The following is a 24,319-nucleotide window of genomic DNA, read 5'->3' on the forward strand; positions in this document are numbered from 1 at the left end:
AGTGGGTGGGACATGTCTCCGACAGTCATTCAAGTTCAGCCGGAATTCGCCGGGATCCTGAAGCCCCAGGAAACCTACGCGCAGCCCGATCGACAGGACGTCGGCAACCGGATCAACAACTGGTTCGACCTGTTGATGATCCAGTCGGGATTCGGCTGGTCGCCGGCGGTGGTCCTGGCGCTCTGCCTGTGCACGGGCGTGCTCCTCGGCGGGCTGGTCTTCGTCATCCAGGAGAACCTCCTGACGACGGCCATGGCCGGCGTCATGGGAACGCTGCTTCCAATCGTCGCCATGGCGGCCTCCCGCATGCGGCGGCAATCGACCATGATGAGCCAGATGCCGGGCATGCTGGATGAACTGGCCCGTGCAGCGAAAACAGGACGCAGCCTCGAACACTGCCTCCAGCAGGTGGCGGAAGACACCCCGCTGCCGCTGGGCAGCGAACTGCAGACATGCACCCGCAAACTCGCCCTCGGCGTTCCGCTCGACGCGGCCCTCCGCGAATTTCCGACCCGCACCGGTCTTGTCAGTTCGAGCGTCTTCGTGACGGCGCTGTCGGTCCATCGCCAGACGGGCGGTGACCTGGTGAAGGTCCTCGAGCGGCTGGCCCAGACTGTCCGCGACCGAATGACCTTCCAGGGGCGTCTCAAGGCCGCGACGGCGGCCAGCCGCGGAACGGCGTTCCTGATGATCGTCCTGCCTCCGGCGATCCTGGCGTTCTTCGCGTTCCGCGATCCGAACTACCTCAGCAACCTGATGGCCTCGCCCTGGGGCCGCTTCGTCACGATCACCGCGTTCTTCCTCGAGTTCGTGGGAGCGATCTGGGTCATGGCCGTTCTCCGGAAGAGCCAGCAGTCGTAACGACGTTTCGCGAATCACCGATCCACTTCCGGCGAACCTCGTCTCGCCGGCGGAACTGAAACATCCCCGCAGAAGGGGGCCGCCATGCTCGAACAACTCCTCCCCGGCTTTACTCCGAACAACCGCCTGCTGATCGCGGCGGGATTCGGGCTGGTGATCGCGCTCTGTTTCGTCCGGATCGTCTACAAACGCTGGCGGAAGCAATCCGCCTCGCGACCCGCGCGTGTGAAGGCCAAAACTCCCGTTTCCCAGCCGGCGACGATTACGTCCCGGTCGGCCGGTTCCGTGCAGATGGAAACCAAGCCGATCTACACGCCCCCCGCCTACCGGCCTGCAGCGCCGGATGTCGGCGGGACCTGGCGCGGGACACCGATCGCCGATGACAGCGACTACGTCTTCGGCGCCGCGACGCCGTCCCTGGCCGAACTGCTGCCGGAATCCGATGAGCGGAAAGAAGTCGTTTCCACGACGCTCAAGAACGCCGGATACTACTCGGCGCACGCGTGGCACAACCTGGCGGCCATCCGCTGCCTGGGCATCGTCCTGCCGATCCTGATCTTCGGGTTGCTGCTCGTCCTGGTTCCAGAGCCGCTGGAGCCCTACGTGATCGGTGCGATGGTCGTGTTCGCGATCCTTGGCTGGTCGCTGCCGACGATCTACGTCCGGACGCGGGCGAAAAACCGTCTGGAAGAAATGGGGCGCGGCATGCCGGACATGCTCGACCTGCTCAACATGTGCGTCAGCCAGGGGATGACCGTCCCGACGGCTCTGGCCCGCGTCAGCAAGGAACTCGATCCCGTTTACCCGGCGCTGGCGAAGGAGTTGAAGATCGTCACCGACCAGGCCCGCGTCGGCACGCTCGACCAGGCCCTGCGCGCATTTTCCAACCGCGTCGATATTCCGGAAGTCCACTCGTTCACGTCACTTCTCATCCAGACCGAGCGGATGGGGACGAGCATGTCGGAAGCGCTCATCGAGCATTCGGACAACATGCGGGAGAGCTATCGCCAGAGGGCCGATGAAAAGGCGAATGCGGCGACGTTCAAACTGCTGTTTCCGACCGTGCTCTGCCTGATGCCCGCGGTGTTCATGTTCCTCCTCGGGCCGGCGACGATCGAACTGAACGACTTCTTCACCGGCCGCGGCGCCGAGATCTTGAACGCCACGAACCAGGGAATGCAGATGGACCAGGCGGGGGCGAACGGCCGCTAGGGTCGCGTCGCGGGAACCTGCTACCATTGCGGACAACACTTCACCTGTTCCGCAATGGCTGGCCAACCCCGACTTTTCGATCTCCCCGACGCTCCAGAGCCGTGGGAACTCGCTGCTGAAGCGGACCTGCTGACGGCGGAGATCGTTCTGCCGTTGCCGACTCCGACCACGTTTCACTACCTGGTTCCGGACGCACTCCGCGATCTGATCCGGCCAGGCCAACGGGTCAAGGTTCCGTTCGGGCGAGGCGACCAGCTGAAAGTCGGCTTCGTCGTGGCCGTCGGTTCGCCGCCTCCAGCCGCGCGGCGTCTCAAGTCGATCGATGCGCTCATCGACCGCGAACCGCTTATTGCGGGCGACATGCTCGAACTGACGAAATGGATTTCGGAGCGCTATCTCGGCAGCTGGGGACAGGTGCTCGACAGCGTCATTCCCGCCGGGGTCAAGAAGCAGGCCGGCACGCGGGAAATCCGGTGCTTCCAGCTTGCGGAAGGGGCGCTCGAAAAGGCCGCCTCGTTGAAGCTGCCGGCCCGACAGCGCGCGGTCCTGGAGGTGCTGCAGGAAGCCGACGGCCCGGTGCCGGTTGATCAGCTCGAAGCCGCCGCGCAATGCGGCACGTCCCCCATTCATGCACTGCGGGACAAGAAGCTCATCGTGCCGGTCCGTCAGCGCCGGTCGACGATGACCGAGGAATACACACCCGCGGCAAGAACGGCCGACCTCATCCTGAACCCCGACCAGCAGACGGCGCTGGACGCGATTCTCGAGCCCCTGCAGGCACCGCGGCACGAGACCATCCTGCTGCACGGAGTGACGGGCAGCGGTAAGACGGAAATCTACATCCGCGCCATCCGCGAAGTGGTGAGCTACGGACGGCAGGCGATCGTGCTCGTCCCCGAAATCAGCCTGACGCCGCAGACGATTCGCCGCTTCGGAAGCCGGTTCTCGTCTCTCGCCGTGCTGCACAGCCATCTGAGCGATGCCGAGCGGCACTGGCATTGGCAGCGGATCGCCAGCGGCGAAGTGGAAGTGGTCATCGGGGCACGGAGCGCCGTGTTCGCTCCCACGCCCCACCTGGGGATCATCGTGCTCGATGAAGAACACGAGACGACTTTCAAGCAGAACGCGACTCCGCGTTACCACGCCCGCGAAGTCGCGCGGGAACGGGCCCGGCGTGCCGGTGTGCCGCTCGTCCTGGGATCGGCTACCCCGACTCTGGAATCGTTCGATCGCGCTCAGCGAGGCCTCGATCGCCTCATCGAGATGCCGAACCGAGTCGAGCAGCGACCACTTCCCCCGGTCGTGATTGTCGATACGCGGAACGATGCTCTCGTTCCCCGGGGGCACTCGATTGGCCGGGCCCTCAAGCACTCGATCGAGAGGTCGATCAATGAGGGAGGGCAGGTGATCCTGTTCCTCAACCTCCGCGGCTACTCGCCCGTGTTGTGGTGCCTCAAGTGCAACGAGGGCGTGAAATGTCCCGATTGCGATATCTCTCTCACGTGGCATCGCGACCGCGGAAAGCTGCTCTGCCACAGCTGCGACTTTGAGATGCCTCCCCCGGAGCGATGCCCCAGTTGCGGCCAGCCAGGACAGAAATACCTCGGCGCGGGGACACAGAAGCTCGAGCAGGAAGTGCGGTCGAAGTTTCCCGACGCCCGGATCGTGCGGATGGACAGCGACGCCATGCGTAAGCCGGGCAGCCACGACGAGGCGCTCGAGCGATTCCGGAAGGGCGAGATCGACATCCTTCTGGGGACGCAGATGATCGCCAAGGGGCTGGACTTCCCGAACGTCACGCTGGTCGGCGTGATCGACGCCGACTCGATGCTGCACCAGCCGGACCTGCGGGCGGCGGAGAGAACGTTCCAGCTGATCGCCCAGGTGGCCGGGCGGACGGGGCGCGGGGAAAAGGCAGGGCGGGTGATCGTGCAGACGATGTCCCCGGATGACGCCGTGATCCAGCTGGCCGCCGAGCACGATTACCTGGGATTCGCAAAGCGGGAGCTGGCGCAGCGGCGGGAGCACCATGCCCCTCCCGCGACGAACCTGGCGCGGGTGATCGTCCGCGGGCCCCGTGAGGACCTCGTCCGGGCCGAAATCCGCAAGATCGTGGAGACGCTGAAAGAGACGGCCAAAGGGCGCGGCGACGACCTGAGGATTCTCGGTCCCGCCCCCGCGCCGATTCTGCGACTGAAGAAGCTATTCCGATATCACTGCCAGCTGTCGGCCCCGACGATCGAGCAGATTCTCGAATGGTGGCGCGCCGCGGAAGCCCGGTTTTCGCTGCCGGACGAAGTCGAGCTGACGATCGACGTCGATCCACTCGATTTAAGATAGAGGACGCTCGCCAGGTGAGCGGCAAGGCGCGAGCCGCCGGTCGAGCCAGGAGTTGTTCGCCAAACCGCACGCCTCAACATCCACCGCGCTCCAGAGCAGCACCAAAACAAACCGTCCCTGCTCTCTTCTTGAACTTCGCTTTTCACCGTGGGCGGCGGCCGATATTCTGCGTCTCCCCGTCGTTTCGGCTTGCCGGGACGCGCGGAGGATCGCGAGGGGGCGTAGCTCAGTTGGGAGAGCGCAGCGTTCGCAATGCTGAGGTCGAGGGTTCGACTCCCTTCGCCTCCACTCGACGAAAAAAGGGACGGATACAAATCGTGTCCGTCCCTTTTTTGTTCGCTCGATCGGTCCGGGCGGTTACAGCCCGAGCCACGGCAGCGGGGCGCCGGCCGGCGGCAGCGTCACGAGCTGCACGCCCGTGACGTCCGGATGGCCGGAGACCTCCTTCAGGGCCGCTTCAGAAGGCTCGTTGTCGAGGTTCAGGATCGCGATCGCGTCGCCACCCGGCTGATTCTTGGCCCGGCCGAGTGCCATCCGCGAGATGTTGACCTGGTGCTTGCCGAACGCCGTCCCGATGGCGCCGATCAGGCCCGGGACGTCCTTATGGCGATAGACGAGCATGAGACCGTCGAGGTAGGCGTCCATCTGGTACTCGTCGAGACGCACCAGCCGCAGGAACTCGTTCCCGAAGATCGTGCCGGCCGCCTGCCGTTCGCCTTCAGTCGTCCCGATCGAAACGGAAATCATTGATGCGAAATCAGCCGAGATATTGGACTTCGTTTCCGTGATGCTGATTCCGCGATCGCGGGCCATCAGCTCGGCGTTGATGATGTTGACCTCTTCCAGGGCGTGCTGGAGCAGGCCGGCGGTGAACGCATTCGTGATCAGCTTCGTCGGCCGGCCGGCCGCGTCACCCTGGTAGGTGATCGTCGCGGAATTCACGGCGGCGCCGCGGGTCAGCTGGGCGAGGAACAGGCCCAGGCGGTAGCCGAGGTCGAGATAAGGCTTCAGGCCTTCCACTTCCTTGGCCGAGATGGCGGCCATGTTGACCGCATGCCGGACTTCATTGCGCGTGAAGAAGGCCTGCAGGATCTCGGCCGCTTCGACGGCGACCTGCTCCTGGGCTTCGTCGGTCGACGCGGCCAGGTGCGGGGTTGCGAGAACCTGCGGCAGCTTCGGCAGGCGCCAGTCCTTCGGCGGCTCGCTGGTGAACACGTCCAGCGCCGCGCCGGCCACGTGGCCGCTTTCGATGGCGTCGGCGAGAGCCGTTTCATCGACGATGCCGCCGCGGGCCGCGTTGATGATCCTGACTCCCTTCTTCATCGCAGCCAGACGCGTGGCGTTGATGATGCCTTTCGTCTCTTCGGTCATCGGTGTGTGGACGGTGATCACGTCGCACTTGGGAAGCATGGCGTCGATGTCGCGGAACAGCTCGACGCCCTGCTCGGCTGCCTTCTCAGGTGAAAGGAACGGGTCGTAGCCCAGAACGTTCATTTCCAGCCCACGGCAGCGACGGGCGACGGCGAGGCCGATCCGTCCGAGGCCGACGACGCCGATCGTCTTTCCGGCGAGCTGCGTGCCGTTGAAGCTCTTGCGATCCCACTTGCCTTCCCGCATGGTCTGCGATGCAGGCCCGATCTGGCGGACGAGGCCCATCAGCAGGGCGATGGTGTGTTCGGCGGTGCTGGTGGTGTTTCCGGCGGGCGTGTTCGAAACGATGATGCCCTGCTTCGTGGCGGCCGCGAGGTCGATGTTGTCGACGCCCACGCCGGCGCGGACGATCGCCTTGAGCCGGGTCTGGCCGTCCAGAAGGGCGGCCGTCAGCTTGGTTGCACTGCGGACGATAATCGCGTCCGCGTTCTTCAGCTCTTCCCGGACTTCTTCCGGTTTGAGACCCGATTTGACGACGAGTTCGATCCCCGGGGTCTCTGAGAGAAGTTTCTGGCCAGCGGCGGACAGACCATCAGTAATCAAAACGCGGGGCATCGTGACGCTCGGAAAAAGGGACCGCGGCCGCGGCAGGCGGGGGTCCGAGTGAGAAACGGGGCAAATGCGAAGAGGAAAGGATAGACGTCTGGCCCCCATGAGCAAGGCAACGCCCGACCGCGGACACGCCAGCTCGCCGTTCCGGCAGGACCGAGGCGCCCGTCGAGCCCCGCATCGCGCGAACAGCCCTCCTCAGGCCCAGAACGCCCCGCCGGCAATTGCCACCGATTCCGGGCCAGTTCGGCGGAAAATATGGGAATGAAAGACGCTCCACATGGCCACCGCCATCCCGCACGCAGCTCCGCGCGCAACCGGCCACGTGTTCATGGAGGGACTATGAACACCATCATCAGCAATCCGTCACACACCAGGATCCGGAAGGGCAGGAATTCCGTGCGACCGATCCGGGGCCGTTGCGAGAGTCCTGCCCTGCGGGCTCAGGGGGAAAGAGGGCAAGAAGTCGGGACCACCCATCAAAGCGCCCTCCTCGCTCGCAGTCCTACTTCGGCAAAGTGGGGGCATTGGCTGGGATCGGGGGCGACCTCTCCTACTGCACCGTATGCCGCGCGGAGCGGAGTTCGGACAGGATTCGGTGGGTGATCGCCAGTTCGAGCAGTTCGGGAACCGACCGGACACCGAGACGCTGCATCAGCCGCTGGCGGCGCAGCTCGACGGCCCGTTCCGAGATGAACAGGCGCGCCGCCATGGCCTTGTTGGTCGCTCCGTCAAAAATCAGCTGGAGCGTCTCGAGGTCATTCGGGCTGAGCCTCTGGATGCTCTCATCCAGCTCCCGGAATCGGTTGTCGGCCAGTCGCCATTCGGCATCGATCGCCAGGGCGCGGTCGACCAGGCTGGCCAGTTGTTCCCTTTGGAACGGCTTCTCCAGGAATTCCACGGCCCCGGTTTTCATCGCGGCGACGGCTGTGGAGACATCGGCATGACCCGTGATGAAGATCACGGGCAGCCGCTTCCCGGCTCGAACCAGATCAGCATACATCTCGAGGCCGGATTCGACTGGCATGCGGATATCGAGAAGCAGGCAACCAGGCCGGCCGGCGTCGACTCCCTCGCGGAAAGCGGCCGCAGAATCGAACGTCTCGACACGATGTCCGAGAGCCGACAGAAGCGCGGCCAGTGAGTCGCGGAAATCGCGATCGTCATCAACAACAAAGACGGTCGGCAGGCTCAAGGCGTGAAGTCGTTTCAACAAGTGGAAGCCGGACGGTCACACGGGCCCCGCCCTCTTCATGATTGGCAGTCTGGAGTTCGCCGCCGTGAGTAGCGAGGATACTGCGGCTGATCGAAAGTCCGAGTCCGAGACCATCGGGCTTCGTCGATTGGAGCGAAGCGCCGGCGACGTCGAACTCGTCGGGAAATCCCTCGCCATTGTCGTCGACGCGGATATCGATGTCCTCGCTGGACCACGTCGTCGAAATCGAGACCACGCGCCGGCCCCGGGGGCGGCATTCGACCGCCTGAGCTGCGTTCCGGATCACGTTAACCAGGACCTGCTGGATCTGGATCGCGTCGACGAAGACCTGGGAGTGGGTGGTCTCGTCGCATTCGACACGGACCGTGACCGATCGGCTCTGGAGATCGGGCTCACAGAGCGCGACGACATCAGTGATCAGGGAATTGACTGACTCGATCGCCCGCGGGGTCGTTCGAGACCGGACAAAGTTTCGCATGCGACGGATGATGGCGCCTGCGCGTTGCGCCGATTCGCGGATGCGCGAGGCGTTTCTCACCAGAGGCTGACGGTCAACCAGATCGCCGTCGGTCAGGATGAGCAGCGTTTCGGCGTAGTTGGAGATCGCGCCCAGGGGCTGGTTCAGTTCGTGCGCGATTCCTGTCGCCAGTTCTCCCAGGCTGTTCAGCCGTGAGGCATGTGCCAGCTGCGACTGGAGCTGAAGCGTGCGCTGTTCGGAGGCAGCCCGTTGGGAAGCCTCTTCGGCGAGGGCGACGTTCAGGTCGGAGAGCTGGAGCGTTCGTTCCTGAACACGCTGTTCCAGCTGATCCCGGGCCTCCATCAATTCCAGTTCATGGGTTTCGAGCCGCTCGACCTGCTGCCGGATCAGCGTGACGGCTGGCCCGAGGACCAGCCAGTAGAGGCCGGCCATCAGGGTGATGACCAGCATGGTCGCCACGAGCCCGGTGGCGCGGAGTCGCACGACCTGCTGCTGTGCGTCCTCCTCGTAGAGCTGGACGATGTGGTCCATTGCGGGAAGAAACTCCCGTTCGGCTGCGAGCAGGCTCGCGATGGAACGGTGTCTCTGATAGGGGCGCTCACGCAGTTCGTTGACCGCCGTGGCGATCGACGAGACCTGTCGGTCCAGTCCGGTCAAGTGGGACATGATCTCGGGATTCCGGGTCTCGGAGAGCTTGAGCGACGCATCACCCTGCTTCAGTCCCTCGTGAACGCGGCGCCACTCGGCGAGTTTGTCCTGCAGGGCGAGGTCTGCAGACGGGTGCGCCTGGGGATCAATCGCGATGGCGAGCGCGTCCTTGGCAATGCTCTGACTGAGCATTCGCTGCCGGCCGGCAAGGTTGATGACCGGTGCCGAGAGATTCAGCCGCACGAGGAGTGGCTGCAGAACAGCCTGATCCAGCAGCAGCAGCCCTGCCACGACGGCCAGCGCGATGCCGTAACGCCGCCCGAGGCGGCGAATCAGCAGTTCTGGACGATGAGGCATACGGAGAAACAGGGGCCGGGCCGGTAACTTTTCGCCACGGCTCGGTGAGCCGTGAAACCGTGGAAATTTCTGGAATGAGCGCACGTCCGAGACGGCCGTGGCAGGTCAGTCCTCACGTTCCGGGAGGCCCTAAGGAAAACGACGTGCCGTTCGACCTGAAATCGGGAGACTTCCCGCGTTACGGGGAGAATCGCGGGTTTCGGGCGGACGTCAGGTTCCACAGCTGCAACGGTTTCGTGCAGCACTGCATGGATGCGCGACAGGGGGAAATTGGCTCAGGGCCACGATCGCGGCCGGACTGTTCGGATATCCGAACAAATACCCCCTCTCTGGAGTGACCGGCCTTCGCAATGCATTTGGAGTCGCCCATGCTGCCGTCGTCGATCTCCTCGCTGCGCTCACATCGAGGTGCTCTGGTCGGCGGTGAGTCTCGTCATGGGAAGGCGACTCCATGAGTGCTGCTGAGAAGGCGACGTCGATCCGGCTTCTTGATGTTCATTCTCCTCCGATGCGTGCGTTCCACATGACGTGGTTCGCGTTCTTCCTGTGCTTCTTCGCCTGGTTCGGCATCGCTCCCCTGATGCCGATCGTTCGCGACGAACTGCATCTGACGAAGGACCAGGTTGGCTGGTGCATCATCGGATCGGTCGCAATCACAATCTTCGCCCGCCTGTTCATTGGCTGGCTGTGCGACCGTATCGGACCGCGACTGGCCTACACCGGCCTCCTCCTGATCGGCTCGATCCCGGTGATGGCGATCGGCCTGGCCGACAGTTTCACCACGTTCCTGCTCTTTCGCGTGGCGATCGGAATGATCGGGGCGTCGTTCGTCGTCACGCAGTTCCACACCTCGGTGATGTTCGCGCCGTCGTGCGTCGGAACGGCCAACGCAACGGCCGCCGGCTGGGGGAACCTCGGGGGCGGCGTGACGCAGATGGTCATGCCGCTGGTCTATGGCGCGTTCGTCACGAGTCTCGGGTGGACGAGTTCTTCCGCCTGGCGCGGCAGCATGTTCGTCGCCGGGGCGATCTGCTTCCTGACCGGCATCGCCTACTACTTCCTGACTCAGGACACGCCGCAGGGAAACTACGCCGACCTCAAGGCTCGCGGCCTGCTCGCGAAGAAGCCTGCCGTCGAAGGCTCGTTCCGGGCGGCCTGTCGCGATCGCCGCGTGTGGGTGCTGTTCGTCGCCTATGCCTGCTGTTTCGGCCTGGAACTGACGCTCGACAATGTCGCCGCGCTCTACTTCGTCGACTACTTCGCGGAGTTGAAGTCGGCCGACCCGATGTCGGCCCTCAAGACCGCGGGGTTCATCGCAGGGCTGTTCGGTTCCATGAACCTGTTCGCGAGGGCGCTGGGGGGCTGGATCGGAGACAAGTTCGGATCGAAATCGGGGCTCTCCGGCCGCGCCCGCTGGCTGTTCCTGACGCTGTTTTGTGAGGGCATCGCCCTGCTGATGTTCTCGCAGGCCCGGACCCTTGCCGTCGGGATTCCGCTGCTCATGCTGCTCGGGCTGTTCGTGAAGATGTCGAACGGCGCGACCTACGCAGTCGCGCCGTTCCTGAATCGCGAGGCCCTGGGCAGCGTGACGGGCATCGTCGGGGCCGGCGGAAACGTCGGAGCCGTGCTGGCCGGGTTCCTCTTCAAGTCGTCCGCCATCACCTGGCCGACCGCGATGTTCCTGCTGGGAATCATCGTGACGCTGTCGTCGTTTGCGGTGCTTGCGGTCCGCTTTGCGGACAAGGCTGCAGAAGACCTTGCCCCGCAGGGTGAACCCTCACTGGGCCACGGCGCCGCGATCGCGCAGGCCTGATTCGCAGCGACCCGCAGGACGGGCCGGCTTCCTGGTTCATCCCTCTTCCTGACCTGGATCTCCTGATGATTTCTGTTCCGGAATCCGTTTCGATCAACTCACCGAAAAAGACTGTCGTCGTCATCGGCAACGGGATGGTGGGCCTGAGGTTCTGTGAAAAACTCGTCGAGTTCGACAAGGCGGGTGAATACCGGATCGTGACGTTCTGCGAAGAGCCGCGGGCGGCGTACGACCGCGTCGGCCTGACATCGTTCTTCGCGCATCGCGATGCCGAGAAGCTGATGCTGGCGAAGCTCGACTGGTATGCGGCGCATGGTGTGGAACTGCATCTGGGAGACCGGGCGGACGTCATCGATCGCGAACGCTGCCAGGTCACTTCTCAGAAGGGAGTCGTGATTCCCTACGACAACCTGGTGATGGCGACGGGATCGATTCCGTTCGTGCCACCGGTGCCGGGTGTCGAGAAGGCGGGGGTGTTCGTTTACCGGACCATCGAGGACCTGGAACGGATCATTGCCTACTCCAAGAATGCGAAACGCTGCGCGGTGCTCGGAGGCGGGCTGCTCGGTCTGGAGGCGGCCAAGGCCGTGTATGACCTGGGCCTGGAAGCGCACGTCATCGAGTACAACGGTCGGTTGATGCCGCGGCAGATCGACGACGCCGGTTCGCGCGTCCTCGTCGGCAAGCTGGAGTCGCTGGGAGTCCACGTTCACCTGAATTGCAGCGCCAAGGCGATTCTGGGGAACGGGTGTGTGGAGGAACTCGAGTTTTCGGATGGCACGAAACTCGAAGTCGACATGATCGTCGTGTCGACCGGCATCCGGCCGCGGGATGATCTCGCCCGCCAATGCGGCCTGGACGTCGGTCAACGCGGCGGGATTGTCGTCGACGATCGGCTCACGACCTCCGATCGCCGGATTTCGGCGATCGGAGAGTGTGCTCTGCATGGAGGAATGGTCTACGGGCTTGTGGCGCCTGGCTACGACATGGCCGAGACCCTGGCGACGCTCTTGACCGGCGGCGACCGGCGTTTCAATGGGGCCGACCTGTCGACAAAGCTCAAGCTGATGGGAGTCGACGTCGCCAGCTTCGGCGACTACGAGGCTGGCCCCGAAAAGGCCACGCCGTTGTTCTTCGAGAACCCGTTCGGAGGCGAATACAAGAAGCTGCTGTTCTCGAAGGACGGGAAAACGCTGCTCGGGGGGATTCTCGTCGGCGATGCGTCGCAGTACGGCACGCTGTCGATGCTGGCGAAGAGCGGCGCGGCGCTGCCATGCAAACCGCACGAACTGATCGTCGGCAGTTCCGGCGGCGCGCCGCTGGCCGGCGGGATCGATGGTCTGCCCGACTCGGCCCAGGTCTGCTCGTGCAACAACGTCTCGAAAGGGGCCATCTGCTCGGCGATTCGCGATCAGAACTGCGATTCCCCTGCGGCCGTCAAATCATGCACGAAGGCGGGGGCAGGATGCGGGGGGTGCTTCCCGCTCGTGACCGACCTGTTCAAAGCCGAAATGAAGAAGCTCGGCAAGTCCGTCACGAATCACCTGTGTGAACACTTTGCGTACTCGCGCACGGAGCTGTTCGCGATCGTCAAAACGAAGCAACTGCGAACGTTCAGCGAAGTTCTCAAGCAGTCCGGGACGGGCCACGGCTGCGAAACGTGCAAACCGGCCATCGCGTCCATCCTCGCTTCGCTGTGGAACGAGAACGTTCTCGACGCGCCGCATGAATCGCTGCAAGACACCAACGACCGTTTCCTGGCCAACATTCAGCGTGGCGGCTCGTATTCCGTGGTGCCGCGGGTCCCGGGTGGAGAAATCACTCCCGAGAAACTGATTGTGATTGGCGAGGTCGCCCGGGAATTCAACCTGTACACGAAGATTACCGGCGGCCAGCGGATCGACCTGTTCGGGGCGCAGGTGCACGAACTGCCGGAGATCTGGGAGCGCCTGGTCGAGAACGGTTTCGAAAGCGGACATGCCTACGGCAAGTCGCTGCGGACCGTGAAGAGCTGCGTGGGATCGACGTGGTGCCGCTACGGTGTCCGCGATTCCGTCGGTTTCGCGATCGAGATCGAGAACCGCTACAAGGGGATCCGCTCACCACACAAGATCAAGATGGCTGTCTCGGGCTGCACGCGCGAATGCGCCGAGGCGCAGTCGAAAGACGTCGGGCTGATCGCCGTGGAAGGTGGCTACAACGTCTACGTCTGCGGCAACGGCGGGACGAAACCCAGGCATGCCGAGCTGCTGGCGGCCTGTGTCGATGAGGCGACGGCGATCAAGTATGTCGACCGGTTCCTGATGTATTACATCTCAACGGCCGACAAGCTGATGCGGACGTCGACCTGGTGCGAGAAGCTCGAAGGGGGCATCGAGCACATCCGCGACGTGGTGGTGCACGACAAGCTCGGCATCGCGGCCGAACTGGAGCAGATGCTGCAGCGGCTGGTCGACACGTACCAGTGCGAATGGGCCGCGGTGGTGAAAGACCCCGAGAAGCGGAAACGGTTCCGCCAGTTCATGAACAGCGACGAGACTGAGTCGTGCATCGAAGTCATTTCGCAGAGGGGGCAGTTGCGTCCCGCGGATTGGCCCGGCGAACTGGTATCACTGGAACAGTTCCAGTCACTGCCGAAGCCCGCGGCCGAAGAAGTCGAAGTCGACGATTCAGGCTGGGTGCAGGTGGGCGTCATCGACGACTTCCCGATGGATGCCGGGGCGACGATCAAATACGGCAAGACTCAGATCGCGGTGTTCAACTTCGCGAGTCGCGGGGAATGGTACGCCTCTCAGAACATGTGCCCGCACAAGAAAGCATTCGTTCTCGCGCGGGGCATCGTGGGCGACCAGAAGGGGGAACCGAAAGTCGCCTGCCCGCTCCACAAGAAAACGTTCTCGCTGAAGACGGGCGAGTCGCTGTCGGACGCCGAATACAGTATCGAGACGTTCCCGGTGAAGGTCGAGGGGAGCGCGGTTTGCCTGCGATTGCCGCCGGTCGAAGTGCTTGATGAACGCCATGCGACGGAGATCGGATGCGCGCTCGCGTCCTCCTGTCTCACCCACCGTAACCGGGAACTGGTGGAAGCGTGACGACGACGCGGCTGCTGACGCTCGATGACCTTTCGAATGGCCTGAAGGGGGCCGGCGATGCGACGGTTTCGTTGCTCGATCAGTTACTGGCCGAGCAGCACGACCTGACGGCCGTTGAAGCGTTCTCACGCGATCATGCGTCCTGCACCGGCCCGGCGCAGGCGAAGTACTACTCGCGTCTCCTGCCTGCCGCTCCTCCCGGCCCCGGCGAGCAGTACGCATTCGAAGTCGACCTCGATCGCTGCTCGGGCTGCAAGGCGTGCGTCACTGCCTGCCATTCGTTGAACGGGCTGGACGAGCAGGAGACGTGGCGGGACGTCGGCCTGCTGATGGGAGGAACCGAGCAGCTGCCAGTGATCCAGCATGTCACGGCGGCCTGCCACCACTGCGTCGAGCCGGCCTGCATGATCGCCTGCCCGGTCAATGCCTACGAGAAAGACCCGCTGACGGGCATCGTCAAGCATCTCGACGACCAGTGCTTTGGATGTCAGTACTGCACGCTGGCCTGTCCTTACAACGTTCCGAAGTACCACGCGCAGAAAGGGATCGTCCGCAAGTGCGACATGTGTTCGAGCCGGCTCAAGACGGGTGAAGCGCCGGCATGCGTCCAGGCCTGCCCGCACGAAGCGATTTCGATTCGTGTCGTTTCGACGGAACGTGTGCGGGAAGACTCCGAGACGAATCGGTTCCTTCCCGCCGCCCCCGATCCGGCGATCACGCTCCCGACGACCCTGTATCGGTCCACCCGGGTCTTTCCCCGAAATACACTCCCCGCCGACTACCACGCCCTGAGCCCCGAACATCCTCACTGGCCGCTGATCGTGATGCTGGTCCTCACACAGCTTTCGGTGGGGACATTCATCGTGGGGGTGCTGCTGGATGAGACGCTCCCTGCTACGCTGGCGGCCGTACTGAGGCCCTTTCAGGCGACGGGAGCGCTCGTTCTCGGACTTCTGGCGCTCGGGGCGAGTACGTGCCATCTCGGCCGGCCGCTCCTGGCATTTCGCGGCATTCTCGGCCTGCGGCATTCGTGGCTGAGTCGCGAGATCGTCGCGTTCGGCCTGTTTGCGGGGCTCGCCGTTCCCTACGCCGCGGCGTGCTGGATTGCTTCGCCCGGAAGGCCGCTTGGCCCGCGCTGGGCCGAACAGGCCTCGGCCCTCCTTCCGGCGCTCGGAATGACCGTGGCCGCGACAGGGGCGCTCGGCGTCTTCTGCTCGGGGATGATCTACGTGTTCACGCGACGCGAACTGTGGAGCTTCGAACGCACCATGGCCCGCTTCGCGATGACATCTGCACTGCTCGGCATCGCCACGGCATGGCTGTCGTTGCTGCTGGTCTCGCGCTCCGTCGACAGCGAAATCGCCAGGGAGCTTCTCACGGCGGCGGGACCGCAGTTGACCCGCGGCCTCATGCTCGCGACGGGCCTGAAGCTCGTGTTCGACCTGCTGATCCTCAAGTCGCTGGCCGACCTTCGCCTGACTTCGCTCAGACGCACCGCGCTCCTGGTCACTGGCGTCCTGTCGCCGATCGCGCTTGCGAGAATTGGAGCGGGAATCCTGGGAGGCATCGCCCTGCCGATGCTCGTGTTGAACGCCCTTCCGGATGCGGCCCGGCCCGACCTGACGATTACCGTGAGCATGGCAGTCGCCTGGATGGCCTGCCTCGCGGGAGAGTTGCTCGAGCGTTATCTCTTCTTCGCCGCGGTCGCTGCCCCGCGCATGCCCGGAGGCATTCGTTCGTGACGATTGAAGCTCAGAATCCCCGTCTGTCGGCAGGTTCGCTCCTGCACCAGCGTGATGGCCGATTGACGCGGGAACTGCTTCTGGAGCCGGGAGCGCATGGTCTGGGGCTCGCTCCACAACGACTGAAACCGGACGCCACGACGTCGATGGTCTGTGGTTACTGCTCGACGGGCTGCAGCCTGAACGTGCATCTCAAGGACGGCCAGGCGGTCAATCTGAGCCCCACCACGAGCTACCCCGTCAATCTCGGGATGGCCTGCCCCAAAGGGTGGGAAGCGCTCACCGTGCTCGATGCGCCGGACAGGGCGACGACGCCGCTCCTGCGAAACGCGGCCGGGAGGCTGGCGCCGGTCGACTGGCCGACGGCGATGGGAGAGTTCGTCCGCAGGTTCCAGTCGATTCAGCGGCAGCACGGGCCCCATTCGATCGCGTTTCTCAGCACGGGACAGATGCCGACGGAGGAGATGGCATTTCTCGGATCGCTGGCCAAGTTCGGCTTGGGGATGCTGCACGGAGACGGCAACACGCGGCAGTGCATGGCGTCGGCCGTCGTCGCTTACAAGCAGTCGTTCGGCTTTGATTCGCCTCCCTACAGCTACGCTGACTTTGAAGAGTCCGACGTACTCGTCTTCGTCGGCGCGAATCCGTGCCTTGCGCATCCCATTATGTGGGAACGGGTCATGCGCAACCGGCGGTCGCCGGAGATTGTCGTGATCGATCCGCGGGCGACCGAAACCGCGATGGCGGCCACGCAGCATCTTGCTCTCGCCCCCAAGTCGGATCAGACGCTGTTCTACGGGCTGGCGCGGATCCTGATCAAAAACGGCTGGATCGATTCGCGCTTCATCAATCAGTCGACGGCGGGCTTCGAGCAGTTCTGGGAGTTCGTCCAGCCGTTCGACCTCGATCGTGTCGTCGCTGAGACGCGACTCAAGGCATCGCAGATCGAGCGACTGGCCGAGACGATTCATGAGCGGGGACGGTCATCGTTCTGGTGGACGATGGGAGTCAATCAGAGCCACCAGGGTGTTCGCACGGCGCAGTCGATTATCAATGTGGCCCTGCTGACCGGAAACATCGGACGGCCTGGAACCGGGGCCAACTCGATCACCGGGCAGTGCAACGCCATGGGCTCGAGGCTGTTCAGCAACACGACGGGCCTCCTCGGTGGACACGATTTCACCAACGCCCAGCATCGCGAGAAAGTGGCCGGTGTGCTCGGCATCGACACCGCGACGATCCCGACCGAGAACAGCCTGGCCTACAACGAGATCATGGAGGGGATTCTTCGCGGGAAGATCAAGGGGTTGTGGGTGATCTGCACGAACCCGGCTCATTCGTGGATCAACCAGAGTTCGGCTCGCGACATTCTCGACCGCCTCGACTTTCTCGTCGTGCAGGACATGTATCACACGACGGAAACTGCGCAGCGGGCGCATCTCGTGCTGCCGGCCGCCGGCTGGGGAGAAAAGGAAGGAACTTTCATCAACTCCGAGCGCCGCATCGGTGTGATCAAGAAGGTGCGCAAGGCCCCCGGGCAGGCGCTGGCCGACTTCCAGATCTTCCGGTTAGTGGCGGAGGCGTGGGGCTGCGGAAAGATGTTCTCCAAATGGACGTCGCCGGCGGCGGTGTTCGAATCGATGAAGGAGCTGTCGCGAGGTCAGCCGTGCGATTTCAGCGGCGTGCGTGATTACGCATTTCTCGATGAGCGGGGGGGCGTGCAATGGCCCTATCCGCAGGAGGGGGGCGACGATCACCCGGAGCGGAGGCTGTTTGCGGACGGACGGTTCTTTCATCCGGATGGCCGGGCGCGGTTCGTATTTGAGGAGCCGCGGCCCATGACGGAACTGCCGTCGGCCCAGTATCCGCTGCTACTGCTGACGGGCCGCGGGACGGCCTCGCAGTGGCATACGCAGACGCGGACATCGAAGTCGGCCGTCCTGCGGAAGCTCTACCCGGAAAAGCCCTACGTGGAGCTGAACCCGGGGGACGCGAAGCGGCTGGCGATTGTGCCCAATCGCTGGGTGACCGTGTCGTCGCAGCGCGGGCAGATGCGGGCCCTGGCCGTCATCGCGCCGACAGTCGCCGTAGGAACGGTCTTCATTCCGATGCACTACGAAGCGACGAACCGCCTGACGGACGCCGTCTTCGACCCCTACTCGAAGCAACCGTCGTACAAGGCGTGTGCAGTCCGCGTCTCTCCGGATTAGGGCACGTTGACATTCGCTGTCGCGGAGGCCGGCCCCCCGGGGGGGAGACCTGTGACGACCTGTGACAGCGAACAACCGTCTGAAACATTGGAGTTCTGGACCTGTGACATGTGTGACATGTGTGACGAGCTGTGGAGTGTTTTTCACCCCCTCTCGCGGGGCTGATCCCTCTCTGTTTGCGTTGCCAAAGAACGAACTCTCTCACCTGACGGGCGAGGTTGCGCATCGAGAAGAGTCTTCGCCTGCCTGAAGGGGCCTGGGGCCCGAAACTTCCTTTGGGAAGGTGGTTGCGTCGCGTGCCGCAACGAGAATCTGACATCGGGCCGGGAAGTTTTCGCCGGCGCGCAGGGCAGGTTGAATGTCCGTGCGGCCTGACACCGGACCATGAAGCCCGCGCCGGTCTTGCCGTTGAAAAGGAATATCGCGGTCGTATGGATTGTGAGGGCGGCGTCTCGGCCGTGCCTCGCAGTTGATCGCCAGAACCTCGTCTCTTGCGACGTAGGGTCTCCGTAAGGTCCCGCCGATGAGCTGCGGAGACCGAACGGCGAGGCTCTGATGACCACGATTGCAACACGGACTCCGAGTCACCGCTCCGGACGGGCGGGTGGCCCTCTGAGCGTGCAGCTCCGTTCCGTACCACGGACGTCTGAACTGTTCTTCGAAGCGGGTTGGCGTGATCTCGAACGCCGCAGCGTCCATTCCAGCCCGTTTCTGTCGCCATCATTCCTGCTCTCGCAGCCGGGCGTATTCTCGCCCGACGATTCTGCACAGCTGCTGACCGTGATGGATGCGGACGGCCGCTGGTACGCGGCCGGCGTGTTTGAGGCGGTGACGGGATCTCGCCAGCTTCCCGCTCCGCACCTGCAGGCCGTGCGGGGGCAGCACTGTTTCCTCAGCGGGCTTCTTCTGGATCCCGCGCATGCTGGGGAGGCCATCGGAGCAATCTGGCGCGCCCTCGACGCCCAGGGATTGCACGGCGTTGCATTCCCGCAGTTTCCCATTGAAAGCCGGCTTGGCGACCTGCTGTCGTCCCATTGCTCCGGACAACAACTGGCCGTGGTCACGGACGGCGTTCAGCATCGTGCCACCGTGAGCCTCGACGACGCTTCCAACAATGTCGGGATTTCGGAGAAGCGGACGAAGAGTCTGCAGAAGGGCCGACGCGCCCTGGCGCGTCATGGAAACGTCGGGAGTCGCTTCCGCGACTGTTCACGCGACGATCCATCGGCGATCGATGAGTTCCTGCGGCTCGAATCACTCGGGTGGAAGGGAGAGGCGGGCTCGTCGCTGGCTTCAACCCGGCGGGAGGCCGACTGGTTCCGGACAGTCGCCCTGTCGCTGTCGATGCAGGACCGGATCCGCTTTGCGGAACTGCTGGTGGACGACCGGGTCATCGCCAGCATGTGCCTGTTGCGGGCGCAGTCCGAGTACTTTGCGTTCAAGATCGGCTGGGATCCGCAATGGGAAAGGGGATGTCCCGGGTTTCTCCTCGCAGCTGAAGTTCGCGCTCATCTGGGGCAGCTGACGGGGTGCGAAAGAATCGATGGCTGCGCGCGGCCGGGAAGCTTTCTGGACCATGTCTGGCCGGGGCGTATGGCGGTCGGCGACGTGGTGTTCACCACCAACCGTTTCGGTTCCATGCTGGCCATCGGGACGCAGTGGGCCCGGTCCCTCCTCCGGAAATGGCGCGGCCCCGCGGGAGAAGTGCCTCAGCGAGCCGTCGGCAGCGATGCGGTGGCTGGAGGGACGCCGGCATGAACTTGCCTACCATGTGGACTCTGGAAACTCGTGAGTATTCGTCCGCGCCTTCCGATCATCGACGAGCGCTGGATGGCATTCGCGGAATCGCCATCCTCACGGTCTTCCTCTACGACTGCCTGAAACTCCCTCCGGGAGGCCCGATCAGCTTCGTGGTCCGAAAGGCGAGTGCTGCGGGCTGGGTCGGAGTCGACCTGTTCTTCGTGTTGTCGGGATTCCTGATCACGGGCATCCTGCTCGATTCGCGCGGAAAGCCGGGATACCTGTCGAGCTTCTTCGCACGTCGCTCGTTGCGAATCTTCCCGCTGTATTTCCTCTCGCTCTGGATCACGTTCGTCCTCCTGCCACAGCTCGCGGAGTTCCTGCCATCCGCAGGCCCGATCTCCGAGCGCATCGGCCTCCTCTCGACGCATCAGGTCTGGTTCTGGACTTACCTGCAGAACTGGTGGATGGCCTTTGAAGGGCACTGGCCCGACGTCAACTACCTCAATCATTTCTGGTCGCTGGCCGTTGAGGAACAGTTCTACCTGGTCTGGCCCTTCCTTGTGGGCTGGCTGAGCCTGCGTGGCCTGACGCGTCTGTGCTGGGCCTGTGTGATCGGCGCCCTGGCGCTGCGGATCGGGCTGTGGATCAGCGGCGCACCCTCGGTGGTGATGTACGTCACGACGGTGACGAGGATGGACAGCCTGGCCCTGGGCGGCCTGTTCGCCATCGGACTGAGGTCGCCGGTGTGGTATGCGCGGCTCAGCCGAATCGCGGTTCCCGGGATGATCGGATTGGCCGGCCTGATTGTCGGACTGGATGCCGTCTGGCCTGTACTCAAGACGCAGACGGCCGGCGCCCAGACGATCGGACACACTCTGCTGGGCTTCCTGTTCGGGATGCTGGTCTTTTCGGCAGCGGCGATGAAGCCCGATCACCTGGCCGCCCGCCTGCTGTCGCAGCGCTGGCTGACGTTGCCGGGACAGTTCAGCTACGCGATGTACGTCATGCACCGGCCGGTCCACAAACTTGTCACCAGGGCCGACTGGGCGGTCGTTCCTTCAGCAATTCAGCCGCTGGCGGTTTTCGTTGCGACTCTCGCCCTCTCGCTGGTGTGCGCGGCGCTTTCCTGGAAGTTCTTCGAAAGGCCGTTCCTGTCGCTGAAGGCATGGTTTCCGAGGCCGGGCGAGAAACGACCGGCATCGGAAACGCCGGGCGAGCCGGCGGTCCAGGCGGCTGCCGCTACTTGTTGAGGACCTCGTCGAGATTCATCAGCTCGTTGATGGTCATCGTCCAGGCCGCGAGTTCACCGTGCGGAAGCATCGCATCGGCTTTCGATTCTCCCACGGCAATGAGTTTCTTCGCTGCCTCGACGTCGGCGCTGTAGACGGCGAGGAGGCGGTCATGGACACCACGGACGATGCTGCGTTCCGTGTTCTCCAGCGGGCGGGAGATGAGCCGGGATGTCACGAAGTCCAGCCGCTCGTCGAAGCTTCCACCGGCCTTCAAAGTATTCTCGGCCAGGCGGCGGGCCGCTTCGACGAACTGTTCATCGTTGAGGGTCACGAGCGCCTGGAGCGGAGTATTCGTCCGCTCGCGGCGCACGACGCACGTTTCACGGCTGGGAGCGTTGAAGATCTCCATCTGTGCCGGCGGAGCGCTCCGCTTCCAGAAGGTGTACAGGCTGCGGCGGTAGAGGCTTTCGCCCGTATCGCGGACGTAGTTCCGGGTGTTGCTGCCGATCATCGCGACGGCTTCCCACACGCCGTCCGGCTGGTAGGGCTTCACGCTCGGACCACCGATCTTCGGTGACAGGAGTCCGCTTGTGGCGAGGGCTCCGTCGCGGATCATCTCGCCATCCATGCGGAACCGGGGGCCGCGGGACAGCAGCCGGTTCTCCAGGTCTTTCTCGAGCTTCGCGGGGGTCGCGACCGCCGCCTGGCGGTAGGTCGACGACATGACGACCTGCTTGAAGAACCGCTTGATATCCCAGCCGTTGTCGCGGAAGTCGAGAGCGAGCCAGTCGAGCAGTTCGGGATGGGATGGGAGCTCGCCAGTGATTCCGAAATCCCCCGCCGTGCGCACGAGCCCCGTTCCAAACAGTTCCTGCCAGAAGCGGTTCACCGTGACGCGCGCCGTGAGCGGCTGCTCGGGGAGCAGGAGCCATTTTGCGAAGCCGAGGCGATCTTTCGAGTAGTCCTCCGGAAAGGCGGGAAGCACGGCAGGCGTCTTCGGACGGACTTCATCGCGACGCTTGTCGTACTCGCCACGGAAGAGCACGAACGCCATGGCCGGTTCCGTTTTCTCCTGCATCACGTGGGCGATCTTTCCACGCCCCCGGATCGCGGCCTGTTCGCGTTCGAGGTTTCCCTGGTTCGTCGCCGCGGCCTGGTAGGCCTCGTCGATCGCACCCAGCCACCAGTCGTAGAGACCGTTGACTTCCGCATCTGTCCGTTTGTCGGCCGGCTTCCTGAGGGTTTTGGCGAGGAGGTCGGCCTGGCCGAGCGAGGAGGCTTCGAAGGTTTCGAGGACACGGCCGTAAATCCGCAGGTCATGCAGGCCAGCGGCCGAGATCGGATCGCTGCCGTTCCGCTGACCGATCTTGAAGGGGACCTGGGTCCTGATGCTGCCAGTGAGCCGGTCCTGCTCGACGTTCACGAACTGCGGCTTGCCGTTGTAGTAGATCTTCAGGCCGTCGGCTTTTGCCGTGCCGTCGTAGGTGATGACGACGTGGGTCCATTTGTCGACCGGCAGCGCCGCCTTCGAGACGACCTTCAGTGCGTTGCCGGGCCACGAGTCGATGATGTGCATTCCGATCCGTCGCTGCTGGACCCAGAAATCCCAGCCGCGGAAATCCTTGCTGTTGTCCATCCGTGCGCAGAGAGCGCCGCTCGAATCGTTCGACGCGACCTTCACCCAGGCTGCGATGCTGAACGGCTGGTCCTTCTCGAAATCCCCGATGTCGGGCGACTCCGCAGCTGCGCCGCCATTGAGCAACAGGGCCTTTTCTCCGGGGGGGCCATCCTGCCACTTCGCCTTGTCGGCCAGATCGAGCGTCTTCGATTCCTCTCCGATCTTCACCGCCAGGGATTTTCCTTCGCCCTCTCCGAGCCGCGCCTGGACGAGCAGCCCCGAGACGGGGGCCATTTTGTCGACGATGTCCTGTCCGGCAGTCTCGAGCCATTTGTCGAAGTCGCCCCGGCCGTCCTTCTTCCGCGCCTCGACGAGCTCTTTCGATTTCGGGACTTCGATTTCCAGTTCCTTCCACCGGACGAGTTCCTCGTCTTGGGGAACGACGATGATGGGCGGCGTGTCCTTGATGTTGCCGTCCATCGGGTTCTGAGTCGTGTTATTGAAGAACGCCGCCATCTCGTAGAACTCTTTCTGCGAGAGGGGATCGAACTTGTGGTCGTGGCAGACGCTGCAACCGGCGGTCAGGCCGAGCCAGACCTGGGCGGTCGTCTCGGTGCGGTCGCGGTTGTAGAGGACGGCGTATTCCTCCGCGATTGCGCCCCCTTCGTTGGTGGTGATGTTGCAGCGATTGAATCCGGAGGCGATCTGCTGGTCGTAGGTGCGGTTGGGGAGGAGGTCGCCGGCGAGCTGGTCGACGGTGAACTGATCGAACGGCATGTTCCTGTTGAAGGCGTTGATGACCCAGTCGCGGTAGGTCCACATCTCGCGGAAGTTGTCGATGTGGATGCCGTGGGTGTCGCCGTAGCGCGCGGCGTCGAGCCAGTAGCGGCCACGATGTTCGCCCCAGGCGGGGGAGGCGAGGAAGCTGTCGACGAGCTTTTCGTAGGCATCGTCCGATGAGTCGGCGATGAACTTCTCGACGGTCTCAGGGGCTGGTGGAAGCCCCGTGAGATCGAGGCTGAGGCGGCGGGCCAGTGAGCGACGGTCGGCTTCCGGGGCGGGCGCCAGCTCCGCGGCGTTGAGCTTCGCCAGAATGAAACTGTCGATCGGATTTCGGAGCGGAAAGGCGGGCTTCTCGATGTGCGGGACGGCCGGAAGCGTCGGGGGAATCAGCGACCAGTGCTGCTCATAGACTGCGCCGGCGGCGACCCATTGTTTCAGGGTTTCGATCTGGGCCGGCGTCAGATGCTTCTTCGTCGAGGGCGGGGGCATGATCTCGTCGGGATCAGTCGACGTGATCCGGGCGATCAACTGGCTCTCGTCGGGTTTGCCGGCGACGATCGCGCCCGTGGCCGTCGCATCGGCGAAACGGTCGAGGCGCAGGTCGGCCTTGCGGGAGGCGGAATCGGGGCCGTGGCAGGCGAAGCAGGCATCGACCAGGATCGGCCGAATGTCCTTGTTGTAGGTCGGCGGGGCGGCCTGGGCGAGCGCTTCGCTGAAGCAGGTCGCCGCGACCGCGACAGCGATCAGGACATCAGCACGCAGCATCGGACGACGCTCCGGTTCAGGCGGGACGAACGACGCAATCCTGAGAGGGATCGCGGTGAGGACCCTGATTGTAAGGAGCGGGTTGGCCGGACGCACTGGTGCAGGCCGGCTGGGCTGGTCGCCTGGGCCTCCTGTGAGGGGAAGAAATCCAAGAAACACGGGATCGGGGGGCTGAGCGTGTTTCTTGCCATTCCTCCCCTGGGATCTTTCGGCCGGGTGAAAAGAGGCC

The 24,319-nt window shown here is 63.9% G+C and carries 13 protein-coding genes and 1 tRNA gene; 10 read left to right on the forward strand and 4 right to left on the reverse strand.

Annotation, left to right across the window (positions count from 1 at the left end; all coding sequences use genetic code 11):
• Positions 1–12: 12 nt before the first annotated feature.
• The 4 genes from Pan44_RS20470 to Pan44_RS20485 all read left to right on the forward strand — a co-directional run bounded on the left by Pan44_RS20470 (position 13) and on the right by Pan44_RS20485 (position 4,701).
• The gene (locus tag Pan44_RS20470; RefSeq protein WP_145033148.1) at positions 13–861 is read left to right on the forward strand and encodes a type II secretion system F family protein; all 849 of its coding nucleotides are present in this window, start codon (positions 13–15) and stop codon (positions 859–861) included.
• Between the two features lie 84 nt (positions 862–945).
• Positions 946–2,073 (forward strand): type II secretion system F family protein, encoded by a 1,128-nt coding sequence (locus Pan44_RS20475; protein WP_145033151.1) that lies wholly within the window; start codon positions 946–948, stop codon positions 2,071–2,073.
• A 54-nt stretch (positions 2,074–2,127) separates the two neighbouring features.
• Entirely contained in the window at positions 2,128–4,413 is a 2,286-nt protein-coding gene (gene priA, locus Pan44_RS20480; protein ID WP_145033155.1) for a replication restart helicase PriA, read from the forward strand.
• Positions 4,414–4,628: 215 nt separating this feature from the next.
• A tRNA-Ala gene (locus tag Pan44_RS20485) sits at positions 4,629–4,701 on the forward strand.
• 69 nt (positions 4,702–4,770) lie between these two features.
• Here Pan44_RS20485 and serA read toward each other — a convergent pair.
• The 3 genes from serA to Pan44_RS20500 all read right to left on the reverse strand — a co-directional run bounded on the left by serA (position 4,771) and on the right by Pan44_RS20500 (position 9,092).
• On the reverse strand, positions 4,771–6,399 hold the full coding sequence (gene serA / locus Pan44_RS20490; RefSeq protein ID WP_145033158.1) for a phosphoglycerate dehydrogenase: 1,629 nt from the start codon (positions 6,397–6,399) through the stop codon (positions 4,771–4,773).
• A gap of 547 nt (positions 6,400–6,946) precedes the next feature.
• Positions 6,947–7,588 (reverse strand): response regulator transcription factor, encoded by a 642-nt coding sequence (locus Pan44_RS20495; protein WP_197453519.1) that lies wholly within the window; start codon positions 7,586–7,588, stop codon positions 6,947–6,949.
• A complete protein-coding gene (locus Pan44_RS20500; RefSeq protein ID WP_145033165.1) occupies positions 7,560–9,092 on the reverse strand; it encodes an ATP-binding protein in 1,533 nt (510 codons plus the stop codon). Before Pan44_RS20500 ends, Pan44_RS20495 begins: the two co-directional genes overlap by 29 nt.
• A gap of 451 nt (positions 9,093–9,543) precedes the next feature.
• Between Pan44_RS20500 and Pan44_RS20505 the strand changes: the two genes are divergently transcribed.
• The 6 genes from Pan44_RS20505 to Pan44_RS20530 all read left to right on the forward strand — a co-directional run bounded on the left by Pan44_RS20505 (position 9,544) and on the right by Pan44_RS20530 (position 20,942).
• The gene (locus Pan44_RS20505; RefSeq protein WP_145033168.1) at positions 9,544–10,905 is read left to right on the forward strand and encodes an MFS transporter; all 1,362 of its coding nucleotides are present in this window, start codon (positions 9,544–9,546) and stop codon (positions 10,903–10,905) included.
• Positions 10,906–10,970: 65 nt separating this feature from the next.
• Positions 10,971–13,997 (forward strand): nitrite reductase large subunit NirB, encoded by a 3,027-nt coding sequence (gene nirB / locus Pan44_RS20510; RefSeq protein ID WP_145033171.1) that lies wholly within the window; start codon positions 10,971–10,973, stop codon positions 13,995–13,997.
• Positions 13,994–15,739 (forward strand): DmsC/YnfH family molybdoenzyme membrane anchor subunit, encoded by a 1,746-nt coding sequence (locus Pan44_RS20515; RefSeq protein WP_197453520.1) that lies wholly within the window; start codon positions 13,994–13,996, stop codon positions 15,737–15,739. The genes nirB and Pan44_RS20515 overlap by 4 nt, the downstream gene beginning before the upstream one ends.
• Positions 15,736–17,949 (forward strand): molybdopterin oxidoreductase family protein, encoded by a 2,214-nt coding sequence (locus Pan44_RS20520; protein WP_197453521.1) that lies wholly within the window; start codon positions 15,736–15,738, stop codon positions 17,947–17,949. Before Pan44_RS20515 ends, Pan44_RS20520 begins: the two co-directional genes overlap by 4 nt.
• Before the next feature lie 555 nt (positions 17,950–18,504).
• A complete protein-coding gene (locus Pan44_RS20525) occupies positions 18,505–19,707 on the forward strand; it encodes a GNAT family N-acetyltransferase (protein ID WP_145033174.1) in 1,203 nt (400 codons plus the stop codon).
• Positions 19,704–20,942 carry an acyltransferase family protein gene (locus Pan44_RS20530; protein WP_197453522.1) on the forward strand — a complete coding sequence of 413 codons (1,239 nt, stop codon included), beginning with the start codon at positions 19,704–19,706 and terminating at the stop codon, positions 20,940–20,942. The genes Pan44_RS20525 and Pan44_RS20530 overlap by 4 nt, the downstream gene beginning before the upstream one ends.
• Here the strand turns inward: Pan44_RS20530 and Pan44_RS20535 are convergent.
• Positions 20,932–24,090, reverse strand: a complete 3,159-nt coding sequence (locus tag Pan44_RS20535; RefSeq protein ID WP_145033180.1) for a DUF1553 domain-containing protein — start codon at positions 24,088–24,090, stop codon at positions 20,932–20,934. The genes Pan44_RS20530 and Pan44_RS20535 overlap by 11 nt on opposite strands.
• Positions 24,091–24,319: the final 229 nt, after the last annotated feature.

It is taken from the genome of Caulifigura coniformis (assembly GCF_007745175.1).
Classification (GTDB): domain Bacteria; phylum Planctomycetota; class Planctomycetia; order Planctomycetales; family Planctomycetaceae; genus Caulifigura; species Caulifigura coniformis.

Excerpts from the sequence above, each read along its gene's own strand:
- serA (WP_145033158.1), bottom strand. The coding sequence starts at position 6,399 with ATGCCCCGCGTTTTGATTACTGATGGTCTGTCCGCCGCTGGCCAGAAA.
- priA (WP_145033155.1), top strand. The coding sequence starts at position 2,128 with ATGGCTGGCCAACCCCGACTTTTCGATCTCCCCGACGCTCCAGAGCCG.
- Pan44_RS20525 (WP_145033174.1), top strand. The coding sequence starts at position 18,505 with ATGACCACGATTGCAACACGGACTCCGAGTCACCGCTCCGGACGGGCG.
- Pan44_RS20535 (WP_145033180.1), bottom strand. The coding sequence starts at position 24,090 with ATGCTGCGTGCTGATGTCCTGATCGCTGTCGCGGTCGCGGCGACCTGC.
- nirB (WP_145033171.1), top strand. The coding sequence starts at position 10,971 with ATGATTTCTGTTCCGGAATCCGTTTCGATCAACTCACCGAAAAAGACT.
- Pan44_RS20505 (WP_145033168.1), top strand. The coding sequence starts at position 9,544 with ATGAGTGCTGCTGAGAAGGCGACGTCGATCCGGCTTCTTGATGTTCAT.
- Pan44_RS20470 (WP_145033148.1), top strand. The coding sequence starts at position 13 with ATGTCTCCGACAGTCATTCAAGTTCAGCCGGAATTCGCCGGGATCCTG.
- Pan44_RS20475 (WP_145033151.1), top strand. The coding sequence starts at position 946 with ATGCTCGAACAACTCCTCCCCGGCTTTACTCCGAACAACCGCCTGCTG.
- Pan44_RS20500 (WP_145033165.1), bottom strand. The coding sequence starts at position 9,092 with ATGCCTCATCGTCCAGAACTGCTGATTCGCCGCCTCGGGCGGCGTTAC.
- Pan44_RS20530 (WP_197453522.1), top strand. The coding sequence starts at position 19,704 with ATGAACTTGCCTACCATGTGGACTCTGGAAACTCGTGAGTATTCGTCC.